Raw genomic sequence first — 13,837 nt, 5'->3', positions numbered from 1 at the left:
AGGTCGGCCTGCCAACGGCCATGTATAATCAGCGACCATCTGTGTTGGCGGCATTGATTTCCAGGGTCCGCCCGGTCATTTTCAGGAAAACAGGACGTTCATGAGTTACGAGGATTCAGGCAAAACCACCACGCCGCCGCGAATGGCCGACGTCGCCAAACTGGCCGGTGTTTCGAAGATGACGGTTTCCCGGGTCCTGGCCGGTCGCGACGTCTCAGAGCGCACGCAGAAGCTAGTACACGAGGCGATTGAAACGCTCGGCTATCTGCCTGATGCCTCTGCAGGAACCCTGGCCACCGGACGTTCGGAGTTTATCGTTGCGCTGGTGCCGTCTTTGGCGAGTTCGAACTTTGCCGACACCGTCCGCGGCCTGAATGATGCCGTTAGCGAACATGGGCTCTGTCTGCTGTTGGGTGACACGGATTACCACTTGGAGCAGGAGGCATTGCTGGTACGTACATTGCTACGTCACCGGCCGGTAGGGGTGATGTTGACGGGCAGCGCGCATTTGGACGAAACCCGTAAACTTCTACGCCAAGCACAGGTTCCCGTTGTAGAGACTTGGGATATTCCAACCGATCCTATCGAGCAATCAGTTGGATTTTGTAACGCGTCCGCCGCCGCGGCGTTGTACGAATATCTGTATCAGCAAGGCTATCGGCGAATTGGTTACATCGGTGGCGCGTCGGTTCTCGACCATCGAGGGCAGCAACGTCAGCAAGGCTACCTTCAGGCTGTCGCGGCGTTGGGGGCAGGTGAGCCCCGGGTGATGGAGTATGGCGAGTCGCCTATCACCATGAGCCATGGCGGAGAGTCCGTGAAGCGACTGCTGGAGAAGTGGCCGGACACAGACGCGGTCATGTGCGTCAGTGATCTGTCAGCGTTCGGCGCAATCATGGAATGCCATCGGCAAGGTCGACGGGTGCCCGGGGACATTGCGATCGCCGGTTTTGGCGATTTCGAAGTCTCACGGTACTGCACGCCGACGATCACCACGGTTTCGGTCGACCCCTACGGAATTGGCCGCCGCGCAGGTGAGTTGCTGGTTGCCAGTGCCGCTGCCCAGCGTCTTGGACTGCCTCGTCCGAAGGCGTCCGATGTCGTCGAATTCAAAATCCTGGCGCGCGAAAGCACCTGATTTTTTTTAACCGGGCGCGCTTGCTTTGCGTCGAATTTAATTGCTAGATTAAAAATGTTACCGGTAACAGACTAACTTGCAGCGTCTTTTTTCCCTGTGGATTGGCCTAGGTCAGCCCAAGGAACTCAAGGTCGCAAGCCAAAAACAAAAACAATCGGCATGACGACATGCCTTGAGGTCAACACATGGAATCAGTATCTCAGCGTCCTCTCGAAGGAGAGGGCTCGGCGGAGCTTACCTCCGAGGATCGTACCTACCGCAAAGTCATCCTGCGCATCCTGCCGATCCTGCTGTTCTGCTACATGGCGGCGTACCTGGATCGGGTGAATATCGGTTTTGCCAAGCTGGACATGCTCAACGATCTGCAATTCAGCAACACGGTCTACGCCCTGGGTGCGAGCATTTTCTTCTGGGGCTATTTCCTCTTCGAAGTCCCTAGCAATCTGTTCCTCCATCGCTTCGGCGCACGCCTCTGGATCGCCCGCATCATGATCAGCTGGAGCATTGTCTCCATGGCGGTAGCCTTTACCGTGCCGCTGGCTAAGTTCTTTCACATTGAATCGGAAACCATGTTCTACGTGCTGCGCTTCCTGCTGGGAATCTGCGAAGCCGGTTTCTTCCCAGGGGTGATTCTTTACCTCAACTACTGGTTTCCGACGCATCGCCAAAGCCGTGTAATGGCGGGCTTTTTGATGGCCATGCCGATCAGCCTGACATTGGGCGGGATTCTTTCCGGGTGGTTGATGGGCGCGATGCAGGGTGTCCATGGTATGGCCGGCTGGCAGTGGATGCTGATCATCGAAGGCATCCCGTCGTTGATCATGGCCGTTGTCGTGGTGACGTTGCTGGTCGATAAAATCGACAATGCCAAGTGGCTGAGCACGGCAGAAAAGAACATGCTCAAAAACAACCTCGACCGAGACAACACGGCGAAGGCTTCCAGCCTTCGGGATGTGATCTTCAACGGTCGCGTGTGGTTACTGGTGTTGATTCTGCTGACGTTCAATACGGGTTTTTACGGACTGGCGTTCTGGATGCCGACGATCATCAAGTCCACCGGTATTTCCAACACCCTGCACATCGGTTTGCTGACCGCGATTCCCTACGCTACCGCCATCGTCGCCATGACCCTCAACGCCTGGCACTCCAATAAAACCGGTGAGCGCCGATTGCACGCGGCCATCCCGGCATTCATTGGCGGGATGGGCCTGATTGGCAGCGCCTTCTTCGCCCATAACCTGCCGGTGTCGATTTTCTTCCTCAGCATCTCCGCCTCAGGGTTGCTGAGCCTGATGCCAATTTTCTGGACATTGCCCGGCACGGTTTTATCGGGTGTGGCTGCAGCAGCGGGTATCGGCATGATCAACGCAATCGGCAACCTCTCCGGGTTCACCGGTTCCATGATTACAGCCATGGCCGAGACACTGACCGGCGACATGAACAACGGCACCTATGTCCTGGGTGCTTGCCTGCTCGTCAGCTGTGTGTTGATCCTGCTGATTCCAAAATCGATGCTATCCAGAGACATCAAGGCCTGATTGGCCGTCGATTCGCCCGACCCTGTTCCGTGAGCAGGGTCGACGGCGGAGCAGTGCAGAGAGAGGCGTTTTGATTCAGTCCGCTCGTGAGAAGTAGTTTTGGTTCTGAATCCGTTCGGGAATGTTGCCCGGTGAGGTTCAGGCGGAGAGTCTCATTTATCCCGAAAAAATATTTCAACGCGCAGACAATCGAGACGAGGTTGTGGGGTAATGCACCTGGGATTTTAGTCAAGCATATGTTGTCAGGGGGGCGAAGTGGAAGGTCCACGGAGACCTCCAAACCCGACAATCTCAGGGTAGAGCCGACCTCTTTTTCAAGCCGGAGGACAATGTCCACTTTTGGCCGATTGTTGCCTGTCGTGACCGACTGAAACCGACCCAAAGCGGCCCTATACTTACTCCTAACCGAAATGCGAATCCAAGCGTCCATGGCTGTGGTAGTTCATAAAATCCCGCATAGCCGCTGAAAGCTTTTCTTCAGATGCTATCTGCCAAAACCTCTTTTCCCCAAGAGTCGGCTCCATCCGCTGGATGAGATTCTCAGCTGCATTGTGTTGGCCTAAACGAAGCCAGTGTCTGAGTAGGTGTTCGTTTTCTTGCCAGGACAACTGCGCCGCTTGGACCAGTACAAGGGTGTACTTGTAGTTCATGGGCCATAAACGTTTTAAAAAATCGACCCTCTCAGCCCGTGGGAGGCTGACCAGCCAGTTTCTCACCTGCTTATCCATAGGATGGGTGCCGGTGCGCGATGCTAGCTGCTCGAGTGTGAATGGATAGTTGTCCATACGGCGCCGGGGTCCAGATTTAAGATAGACAGATTGTGTTCAAGCTTTACGAGTACGTACAGGTCTTTCATGTTCAGGCTGCTTCTGGCCGATTGCGGCCCTTCACGACAGGCTGCAATCGGCCAGAAGCAGTCATTCGAGCGTGTCTATAAAATGCGTGACGACTCAGTCTGAACTGATAAACCCTATTGGGAACTGGTGGAAGGCGAACGCGCTCGGCTAGCTATTTCTCTTCAAGGGCTGCATCCTCGGAACGGTTGGTAATGTCGATTGGCCAGCCGTTGGCCTAGTGCATCAAGCTGTTCATGGAGGAATCATGTCGATATTGAATGACGTACTGCTCTGGTCGGAAAAAGACCTATCTCTGTGGCTTCGAGATGCGGCCAGAAGGCTGCTGCTCAATGAGCAATTGGGTCCTCAGGATTTCCGTGATTTTTACGCGCTTCTGAAGCATGAAAACGACATTGAAGTCGTGGACGGCCTTCAGGCAAAACCACTCAGTGCCGATCACATACCCGCCGGTGGTGAGGCGGCATTAAGCGTCACGCTCAAGTCGATGAGTGATCTGGAAAACGTCAATAGAATTATGCCAGGCCAAGTCCTTTCCTTTGAGGAGAAGGGCGTGACCGTGATTTATGGCGGTAATGGCGCCGGGAAGTCTGGTTATGCGAGAGTATTGAAACATGCCTGCCGTGCTCGAGACAGGGGCAGTGAGATACTCGGTGATGTCACCAAAGCGGCGGTGGGCGCCGGTAAACCCAAGGCGACGTTCACCGCGTCGTTGAACGGGGTAGCTCAGACGTTTCATTGGACAAGTGGGTCGGTGCCCCCTCCACAGCTTTCTTATGTGAGTGTATTCGATACCTCTTGCGCGAGCGCCTACCTAATTGAGGGCGATGCAGCGTACCTTCCAAGGGGATTAGACGTGGTTGAGGCTCTGGCAAGTAAGGTTGTGCCAGAGGTCTTAGCCTTAATGAATGACGAGTTGAAGGGAATTGACGTCTCGCTCGACATTCTTGCCGGGTTTAATAAAGAAACTGCCGTCGGCAGGTTGCTCGAAAACTTTGGAGAAAAGACAAGTAGGGAGAATATTGTCCGTCTGGGCACGCTTTCGCAGGAAGAGCGAGACAGGCTCAGTAATCTGGAGTTAGCGATAGCAGAGCCCGATCCAATATTGAAATACCAAAGTTTGAAGACTTCTGCCGCTCACCTCAAAAATCTTGCAGAAACAATTCTGAAGAAAGAGAAGTACACGACGGAGAAGGCCTTAGATAAGCTTAAGCGTTTGGTTAAAGAATCGTGCGATGCTACAGAGGGCGTGGATGCTGCTGCACGAGCGCTTAGGGTCGAAGATGATCTTTTGCCAGGCTCTGGTGAAGCTATTTGGAAAGAATTGTTTCTTGCTGCGCAGAAGTACTCTACAAGTGTTGCGTATCCAGGCCATGACTTCCCTAATTGTGCGGAAGAGGCTGTCTGTGTGCTCTGTCAACAATCGGTAGAACCAGCCGCAGGTAGAATGCGACGGTTCAATGATTTTATAAAAGAAAATGCAACCAAGCTTGCTTCGGAGAAAAAAACAGCGCTTGATGATGTTCTGGATCAGATAGATCGCTCAAGTTTGGATTTCGGATTTAGCCAAGCCCTAGCAGTAGAGCTAGAGCTAGAGGGAGAGGGAGAGGGAGAGGGAGAAGGGTTGGGCGACCGACTTAAGAACTATCAAGATCAAATTAATTGCTACAAAGCATGGATGTTGAAAGCAGCCCGCTCTGTAAATTTGGACGACGTCCCAGACCTAGATGCTAGTCCTGTTAGTGAACTGCGTAAGGTTGCAGCCATTAAACTTTGGAAAGCCAGATTCTATAAAAAGGCGTCGAATCCCGAAAAGCTCAAAAAGCTATCAAATGAGCTAGCCGAGCTGAAGTCTCGTGCAGCTCTTGCTCTGATAGTTGAGGCTGTGCTGGCCCTTCATGGTCGTATTGTCTATCGTACCAAGCTTGATGGGTGTAAGGGGCAATTGAATCCTAGAGCTATTTCAGCGAAATCTAAAGATATAGCTGGGAAAATAATTACCGACTCCTTGAGGAAAGCTCTTGATGAGGAGTTTATCAAGCTGGGTATCGGGCATATAAAAACTAAGCTCAAGGAAAGAGTTGATCGCGGCACCGTAAAATTCACGTTGTTGCTCGATCTGCCTGCTGCAAAAAAAATAGAGCAAGTTCTGAGTGAAGGTGAGCAGCGAGCGGTTTCGCTTGGAGCATTTTTAGCGGAACTTAAACTTTCGGATCATCGAGGTGGGATTATATTTGATGATCCCGTATCGTCTCTTGATCATGTGAGGCGACGTCAAGTTGCTCGACGATTAGTTGAGGAAGCTGCTTTTAGGCAGGTGATTGTTTTGACGCATGATATATCCTTTCTGAGTGAATTAATCGACTCGTTAGGGGAAGCGAAAGAGATTCCTCACCTTGTTCACCATCTAGAATGGGTGGGAGATGCTGCTGGAGTAGTCAAGCAGGGGTTGCCGTGGGATAAAACTGGATATAAAGAACGGATTCGCCAGCTTGAAGCTCGAGTAAAAAAAATGGAGCCATGGCCCGTTTATCCAGGCGAAGAATTAGTGCGAGATGTGCGAATTCTTTATAGCGACATACGTGCAACGGTAGAGAAGGTCGTAGAGGATGTCGTATTAAATGGAGTTGTCACTAGGTTTAGTGACATGGTTGGTGTCGGGAATTTGCATAAGATTACGGGGCTTCGAAAGCAAGACGCTGATGATATTGTAATGTTGTGGAAAAAGGGCCATAGGATGACGGAGGCGCATCTTCAGGCTATGAATAAAGACATGCCAGTAGCGGGGTTGGAAGAAATCAAGACGGATGTTGCATCTATTCAACTACTAGTAGATAACGTCAATAAATATCGTGCTAAACCCGCCGAAGCGTGATTGCTTCATAAGCCCGGCGTAAGCCGGGCATCACCGAAATTCTTTGATTCAGAGCCCCGCATCTATGATCAGCAATCGGACGGATTGCACCCCGTGCCGCTGAAACAATCGGGGACAGACCAAGTATTGATGCTGCCGGCCGACCGCACCCTGCAGCTCTTTGCCGGTCACAGCGGGCAGGAGTCGGCCAAAAGCAGCCATTCGTAGAAGGCACGTAACGTAGTGTAGGCTTCGGCCTCTTGGCTGTACCGGTTGTATAGGGTTCTGGCGAGGTCATTGGATTCCAGTTACGATCCTATGGCACTAACGTAATTAGCTCAAAAATAACTCCGGGGATTACACATGGAAAAGGAAATCGTACAGAGGGCAGTCAGTCGACTTGCTAATACGATGCGTATCTACGGAGAGGAACATCTTCGTTACAAGGGATTGGTAGCAGTTGACAGAGAGGAAGCCATCGAAAATTTGGATAGAGCATGGGAAGCGACGTTAGAAGCTTTCCACACGTTATACGATGTCTCTAGTGATAAGTTCGATTACTTCGCACAACCGGATACATCTCTGCTTATTGCGTTGCGTAATGCCTTGCATCATCGAGATCACTCGTTGTTTTCCAGTTTACTTCCCGAATTGTGGCTCTGCGAAGCCCCTGAGCAGTTAGAAGGTGCGGCATTTTTGCTGGCGGGCCATAAATCTGCGGGAGGCGAAAGATCACGCATGCATCATTTCGTCAAACTGGAGGATATATATTCGCGCCTAGACCCCAGCAAGAATTCGCCAGAGCTTCTGCGACTCGGCAAAACTACTGACATCCAAAAACGGTTCAATCTAATAGCAGAAGGCCTTGGGTTTAAAAAGGTTTTGGCAGAGGCTCAGGCTGAGCGATATCCAGAAAAACAAGTTTATCTAGATATCATGCCTATTTTCATCTCTGGCGTAGTAAAAGTATTCAAGGCGCTCAAGTCCTTGGGAATAGAGTTTAAAGGGTACGACGCAAAAGCCTATGAAAAATGTTTTACGGAAGAGCTAGAAGTTGATCTCGCTTCCTTTGAGTTCAAAATGCTCAGAATGAACATGATCCAGCTTTATCTCGGGCCGGCTCTGACAATTAATGAGGCTGCAATTATATATGATCGCAAGAGAGAGCCTTGCGAAGAAGAGCCTGACCTTGTTTCTTGAATGGGAAACCTACATTGCATAGCATTTTATTTAATCCCGTCACAAGCTAATTGGGTAGCTTTAGGTCTTAAGCATATTTGAAGGAAAACTTCGGGTCAGGAGCAACTGTTCACAGTAGCCCCCTCCATCAAAGTGCGGTTGCTCCTCCTCTATGGGGCTACGAGAGGTTCATAATGCCCCATGCTTTAGCAATGTAATCTCTTGATATTCCTATAATGCGGATTTATAGAGCTCTCGCTTTAAATTTTTACCTAGCCAAAAAGGATATTATTTCGGGCTCGTATTTTGCGAGATCTGCCGCCTGCGTCGAAAGCTTCTCCATTTGCTGGGAAAGCTGGAGTATTGCCTCAAAGGGGTCTGGGGTAGCGTTAATACCTGACTCCTCAGACTGCTTAGGGGCCAATCTAATAGTTAATATTGGGCCAAAATCAGTTGCCGTTTCCTTAGTTTTAAGCATTGCTGATTCGGGGTTGGCAGACATCGGTTGCCGGTGGACCATTTTGTTTCGTAAGTCACCTAGTGTACGTAGAAAACCAGGTGATTCGTTAGAGCCCCAAGCGTTCATCATAAGCTGAGCCAACGGTTCTTTAATTTGGTCTTTGTGGGCTGCTTTTTTCAGCCAGTCCTCTAGACGAGGCATATTATCTACTGAATCTTTCGCCCGGATGTGCATCGCGGCCAACCTAGCAAGATAATCTCGGGCTGAACAGAGCTCAGTTGCAAGCGAGTGGAATGCTAAATAAAGATCTAGCATTTGTATATTTGAAAAACCCATGCCCACCCGAGAGGGCTGTTCAAGAGCCATTATCAGTTGGTCGTGATGAAGTAAAGCTATATCCCGCAGCCTGATTCCAGCTGCTTGCATAGAAACACTAATATAGCGTCCGATGATTTGGTAGCTTTCATCATTTTTGAGATGTGCGCTGTATGATATACCACTCCATCTATCCGCTGCGCTATTGAGGCCATTTTTTGGTGATGTATTATCGGGGCGCCAAAAGGCTATCTCCGTGGATTGCATCTGAATAGTTTCATTGGTGCCAACTCGAAGGGCTCCGGCTAGCTTCGCCACGTTTGTGAGCTCTTCAAGGGTTTTGAATTTATAGAAAGGTAAGGCATTGGCCGTAGGTACTGGTCCCAGTGCGTACTCTCCGTCAGGGAGTTGAAATACTGCTAACCCTCCAGTGAAATAAAGTATCTGTGAAGAACTGGCATTTCCATAAGATACATTTTTAACTTCTATCATTTTTTTGTGATCTTTTTATTTGTAATGCGTTAAGTCCATTCGGACTTTCATGGTGGTTGGTAGATTAGGCATAAAGTCTAACTATAATTCACCTTTGCAGAACAATGTAAAATCAAAGGCTAGCCTAAAGCCACTACTTCGTCTAGTTCTCGCTATAGAGTGAGGATGACAGACTGCTTTTGGCCGGCTTTTGTCGGTCGTCACAGCTCAGCCTCGGCCGATCAGATCGCTCAAGAAACTGCCGCTATAAGTAGCGACAGTCTCAACTGATCTACTCAACTGACTTAGACAGCGCTTTGAATTTTTTTCCCTTTCAGTTGGATGGTCAGGTGAGGGGCACCGGCCACGCTACCTTGCAATTCAAGGGTTCCATTTTCGTAGTTGACGTGTCCCTTTGCGTCAAGGGTGTAATTATCAACCCCAACCACATTTGTATTGCCATCGCGCCACTTTCTCACAATGAATTGAGATTCAAACGAGCCCGATTCGGTAGGTACTTTCCCTTGATATAAGTAGTGAGGATCACCTCCATTTACTGTGCCATCTTTTACAACCACCAACCCATCACCGTAGTCTCCAGTGCTTGCGCGAAAATCAACGTGAAAAATTCCATTTGTCATAACGAAACCTCAGCGGTCTAGGATCACTGAGCGTAGTCGTACCCTGAAAAATAGTGGGAAGGCATTTTGTAACAACGTGAATCGTACTTCATCTGCTCGGCGCATCCGACTGACTGCTATTGGCCGATTGCTGCCTGTCACGATCGGCCGTTTCTCACCGACCTATCCATACATGTCCGATGGGTAATCGCTAGGTTTGTTTCGCATGATTTAAATCAGGTGAGGCATTGGTTTCGGAGGGGCGAGCTGTGTGGCAAACACTTACGTGCAGTGCCAATTATGCATTCACAAGGTTACTCAACGGCCCCTCACACTGACGGCCTACACAGCTACATCAACACCCACACGCGTCAGTAGCCACTCCTGATAAACCGCAGTGCTGGTGATCGACAAGTCGCCATGGGTAGGGTTGATGGCCTGCTCTTCAAGGCGTCCGGTCTCGATCAGAGGCAGGAGGTCTTGCGGCACAGGCGAAGCGTCGCTTTTGCTGAGGGACTGCACATCGGGCCGTTCGACAGGGTTGCTTGTCGTGTCGAGCGTCGCCCGGCCCGGATCAGTTTTATAGCGGGCTATCAGCTGTTCCAGATCGCGTTGTGACTTGCGAAAACCAGCATCGAGCTTTGCCTGGAGCTCCGGTGTCGCATTGGCGACCTCGATCCTGCCGGCGGTCACCTTGCCACTCTCCAAAGACCTTCTGAGCCCCTCTACGTAAGGCAGCGGAGGTAAGTTGCTTCCGATCATTTTGACACTCCCTGGTTGGTCATTGAGTAGCAGAGCAAAAGCCGGGCCATTCGCTGAGTGCCTTGTCCTTCAGGGGCGTTGGCGGGTCGCTGAGGTGAGTCGGTGGCACACGCTAGCCGGGAGCGGCAAAGCATTGCCATAGCGTCGGCGGTTCAAGCTCTGCAGATCAGCTCTCAGGGGAGATCTCTGACTCTTGGCTGGATTCAGCAGCCAGTTTCAACCGGTCAGCCTTACTGATGTATTTAGACTTGTTTTGCGGTGCCAATTTGGCGCTGGCCTTTTTGGCGTGCGCCTTTAGTAACTGCTTTATTTTTTTTTGACGATTCATGTTTTTTACCCGGCTTGTCAGTTCTTCAATGATGACAGAGGTTTGCGCACGAAGCCCAGGGGCGTGAGGCAGGGCTTCACTGCGTCTTCGAGCCTGTTAAAGCTACCGCCAGTGCTGCCGATATCCCCAGCCATAGACTTGCGTACCGCCGGTACGACTGTAATGACTGACCTTGCGACCCATGCGCTCTGCTGCCCGGCCGCGTCATTTAAGGAAAAGTGACTGTGATCATTGGTATCGACCTGGGCACCACCAACAGCCTCGTGGCTGCCTGGGAGGGTGAACATGCCCGGATACTCCCCAATGCCTTGGGCAGCCTTCTCACGCCTAGCGTCGTTGGCCTCGACGACCAGGGTCAACTGGTCGTCGGGGATATCGCCCGCGAGCGGTTGCACACCCACCCGCATCTCACGACGTCGCTGTTCAAACGCTACATGGGCAGCGCCCGTGAAACGCTGCTCGGTGGGCGCGCCTACCGCGCGGAAGAACTCTCGGCGATGCTGCTGCGCAGTCTCAAGGCCGACGCCGAGCGTGCCTTGGGCGAGCCCGTTCACGAAGCGGTAATCAGCGTGCCGGCGTATTTCAGCGATGCCCAGCGCAAGGCTACGCGTATCGCTGGCGAACTGGCTGGGTTGAAGGTTGAAAAGCTGATCAACGAACCCACCGCCGCAGCCTTGGCCTATGGCCTTCAACAGCGAAACGAGGCGACCTTTCTGGTGTTCGACCTCGGCGGTGGCACCTTTGACGTGTCCGTAATGGAGCTGTTCGAAGGCGTCATGGAAGTTCGCGCCAGCGCGGGGGACAACTTCCTTGGCGGCGAAGATTTCGATGACCTGCTCGTGGAGCACTTCATCGCTAAAATTGGCGCCGCTGACCTGCCAGACACGACCCTCCCGGCCATCGCACAGCGGTTGCGGCGTGAAGCGCAGCGGGTTCGCCATGCCCTGGGACAGGCGCAAATCGCACGCTTTACCCTTCGCGAGCAAACGGGTGAGTGGAGCATTGAACTGACCCAGGCCGACCTTGCGGACATCTTCCGTCCCTTGCTGGACCGCTTGCGCGCTCCGATCGAACGCGCGCTCCGTGACGCCCGGATCAAGGTCGCGGACCTGAACGAAATATTGCTGGTGGGCGGCACAACGCGCATGCCGCTGGTGCGCAAGCTGGTCGCAGCCCTGTTCGGGCGAATCCCGGCGATGCAGCTCAACCCGGACGAAGTGGTCGCGCAGGGGGCAGCCATTCAGGCGGCGCTACTGGCGCGCCACGCCTCGCTTGAAGAAGTGGTGCTCACCGATGTGTGTCCTTACACCTTGGGAATCGAGACGTCGGTGCAGGTAGGTGCCGGTTTCCAAAGCGGCCACTACTTGCCGATCATCGAACGCAACACCGTGGTGCCGGTGAGCCGTTGCCGTACGGTGTCGACCCTCAGTGACAACCAGAAGGTGGTTCACCTGGGGATTTATCAGGGTGAAAACCGCTTGGTGAGTCACAATATTTTCCTGGGTGAACTGGAAATCTCCGTGCCGCCACGCAAGGCCGGCGAAGTCACCCTGGATGTGCGCTTTACCTACGACAACAACGGATTGCTCGAAGCCCAGGTGCACCTGCCGATCAATGGCGAAACCCGCCGGCTGGTCATCGAGAACAACCCGGGTGTACTGGCGCCAGAAGAAATCGCCCAGCGGCTGGCCGCCCTCGAAGCACTGAAAGTGCACCCCCGCGATCAGCAGATCAATACCCTGTTGCTGGCTCGACTGGACCGCTTGTATCAGGAAAGCCTCGGCGATGGCCGGCAGTATATTGCCGGGCTGGCGAACCACTTCCAGCAAATGCTCGACACTCAGGACGAACGCCAGATACGCGAAGCCCGCAGCGACATTACGCAGCGCCTTGCTCATTTCGAGCGCGAGGGTTAAGCCACCATGAACCACTGGCAATTGCTCAGCCTTACCCCGGACGCGGATGAACGCAGCATCAAGCGCGCTTATGCGCGGCTGCTCAAAACCCACCGCCCGGACGAAAACCCCGATGAGTTCCAGCGCCTGCGTGAAGCCTATGAAGCCTCGCTGGCCGAAGCTCGCTGGCGCGCGCAGGCGGATGAGGACACCGTTGATGCCCCGATAGCCGTCAGCGCGCCAACCCCGGAATATCCCCAGCCAGCGGAAGTCTCCTCGCTGGTCATGCCCCTGGAACACGTGGATATCCCGACCGCCATCAGCCCTCCGGAACCATCCCTGGAGCAGATGCAGCAGTGGTTGGCCGAGGGTAAGGATCGTCAGGTCGTGGACGCGCTGCGCGTCTGGATGGCCAGCGACTGGCTAATGCCCTTCGAGCGCCGCCAGCAGTTCGAGCAGCGCGTACTGGATTGGCTCGAATCCGCACCGCAATGGACGCCAGCCTTCTTCGAGGGCGTGTGCAAGGCCATGGGGTGGGACGAAACCCAGGACACTCTTCCTTGCGAGCATTGGCGTTGGGACAGGCTGATCCGGCGGTGCGAGGTGCAAGCCATGGAGGAGACCGTACGCGGCGATCTGGCCAGGTTCGACGCCGATAAAATCCATGGGCAGGCAACGGCCTTGCTGCTCAAACCAATGAGTGACCGCCGCCGTCGTGGCATGGCCGACTACTTTACCGGCCTCGACTGGCAACGCTTTACACAGCTCGCTCAATCCATCGAATACCAATACCCCGAGGTGCCCCAACGTCTTGGGCTGCAACCACTCGACAACTGGCGGGACTGGTTGCCGGCCGAAAGTTATCGAGGGGTCTACCTTTTCCTGTGGCTGACGCTGTCTACTTTGGTTGTTTCTTCGTTGCTGGCTGTGCCGATGAAAAGGAATGGGCTGGGCGCCGTGGTGGTATTGCCGCTGATGATGCCCGTATTGATGTGGTTCGGCGCGAAGGTCTACCAGGTTTGGGCCATGGTGGCGGTGGCGGCGGGGCATCTTGATGTGCTGCTTAGCCGATGGTTACTCCCGCGCCGTTGGTACCGGCAAGGCGCCGGGCTCTTGGTGCTGCGCCACATACTCCCCAGTGCAGTGCCCGCAGCCGTAGCGTGCGCATGCTCCGCTAATGTGCCGTGGCTGCGCTGGGTCAGCCCGGTGGTGGTGTTCCTCGGCACGATTTACTTCACGAATTCAGCGCTGAGTGGCGGTAAGGCCTCGATAGGCGCCCGGGCATTGCGAGCAATCAAGCTGAAGGTCGGGCGGTTGCCCTGGCACATGCTCAAGCGCGAAGGCATTCTGGTTTTGATGGCCGTGGCGGCGATGGCAGTGTGGATACATATGCATATCAAAACTGTTGTTTAGGGGCTCGCAA

Annotated in this window: 11 protein-coding genes; 6 read left to right on the top strand and 5 right to left on the bottom strand. The window is 53.2% G+C overall.

Annotated features, from left to right (window positions below; all coding sequences use genetic code 11):
* The first annotated feature begins 100 nt into the window (after positions 1-100).
* Positions 101-1,138, top strand: a complete 1,038-nt coding sequence (locus PMI01S_RS17280; RefSeq protein ID WP_084321191.1) for a LacI family DNA-binding transcriptional regulator — start codon at positions 101-103, stop codon at positions 1,136-1,138.
* Positions 1,139-1,323: 185 nt separating this feature from the next.
* The gene (locus tag PMI01S_RS17275) at positions 1,324-2,676 is read left to right on the top strand and encodes an MFS transporter (protein ID WP_084321190.1); all 1,353 of its coding nucleotides are present in this window, start codon (positions 1,324-1,326) and stop codon (positions 2,674-2,676) included.
* A 401-nt stretch (positions 2,677-3,077) separates the two neighbouring features.
* On the opposite strand, the gene PMI01S_RS17270 is transcribed toward PMI01S_RS17275, so the two are convergent.
* A complete protein-coding gene (locus tag PMI01S_RS17270) occupies positions 3,078-3,461 on the bottom strand; it encodes a hypothetical protein (protein ID WP_084321189.1) in 384 nt (127 codons plus the stop codon).
* 316 nt (positions 3,462-3,777) lie between these two features.
* On the opposite strand from PMI01S_RS17270, the gene PMI01S_RS17265 reads away from it, so the two are divergent.
* Together PMI01S_RS17265 and PMI01S_RS17260 are read left to right on the top strand one after the other, a co-directional pair.
* The gene (locus PMI01S_RS17265) at positions 3,778-6,405 is read left to right on the top strand and encodes an AAA family ATPase (protein ID WP_084321188.1); all 2,628 of its coding nucleotides are present in this window, start codon (positions 3,778-3,780) and stop codon (positions 6,403-6,405) included.
* A 342-nt stretch (positions 6,406-6,747) separates the two neighbouring features.
* On the top strand, positions 6,748-7,584 hold the full coding sequence (locus PMI01S_RS17260) for a hypothetical protein (RefSeq protein ID WP_084321187.1): 837 nt from the start codon (positions 6,748-6,750) through the stop codon (positions 7,582-7,584).
* 247 nt (positions 7,585-7,831) lie between these two features.
* On the opposite strand, the gene PMI01S_RS17255 is transcribed toward PMI01S_RS17260, so the two are convergent.
* From PMI01S_RS17255 to PMI01S_RS17240, 4 genes are all read right to left on the bottom strand, one after another.
* A complete protein-coding gene (locus PMI01S_RS17255) occupies positions 7,832-8,830 on the bottom strand; it encodes a hypothetical protein (protein WP_084321186.1) in 999 nt (332 codons plus the stop codon).
* Between the two features lie 284 nt (positions 8,831-9,114).
* Positions 9,115-9,450, bottom strand: a complete 336-nt coding sequence (locus PMI01S_RS17250; RefSeq protein ID WP_084321185.1) for a GrlR family regulatory protein — start codon at positions 9,448-9,450, stop codon at positions 9,115-9,117.
* A 321-nt stretch (positions 9,451-9,771) separates the two neighbouring features.
* Complete coding sequence (locus PMI01S_RS17245) at positions 9,772-10,191, bottom strand: hypothetical protein (RefSeq protein ID WP_084321184.1); 420 nt, start codon at positions 10,189-10,191, stop codon at positions 9,772-9,774.
* Between the two features lie 166 nt (positions 10,192-10,357).
* A complete protein-coding gene (locus tag PMI01S_RS17240; RefSeq protein WP_084321183.1) occupies positions 10,358-10,519 on the bottom strand; it encodes a DUF2986 domain-containing protein in 162 nt (53 codons plus the stop codon).
* A gap of 224 nt (positions 10,520-10,743) precedes the next feature.
* Between PMI01S_RS17240 and PMI01S_RS17235 the strand changes: the two genes are divergently transcribed.
* Together PMI01S_RS17235 and PMI01S_RS17230 are read left to right on the top strand one after the other, a co-directional pair.
* A complete protein-coding gene (locus PMI01S_RS17235; protein ID WP_084321182.1) occupies positions 10,744-12,435 on the top strand; it encodes an Hsp70 family protein in 1,692 nt (563 codons plus the stop codon).
* A 6-nt stretch (positions 12,436-12,441) separates the two neighbouring features.
* The gene (locus PMI01S_RS17230) at positions 12,442-13,827 is read left to right on the top strand and encodes a J domain-containing protein (protein WP_084321181.1); all 1,386 of its coding nucleotides are present in this window, start codon (positions 12,442-12,444) and stop codon (positions 13,825-13,827) included.
* Positions 13,828-13,837 lie beyond the last annotated feature (10 nt).

Source organism: Pseudomonas migulae NBRC 103157 (genome assembly GCF_002091715.1).
GTDB classification, from domain to species: Bacteria; Pseudomonadota; Gammaproteobacteria; order Pseudomonadales; family Pseudomonadaceae; genus Aquipseudomonas; species Aquipseudomonas migulae_A.
The sequence above is the reverse complement of the archived record's forward strand: the minus strand, read 5'-3'. Positions and strand labels throughout refer to the sequence as shown.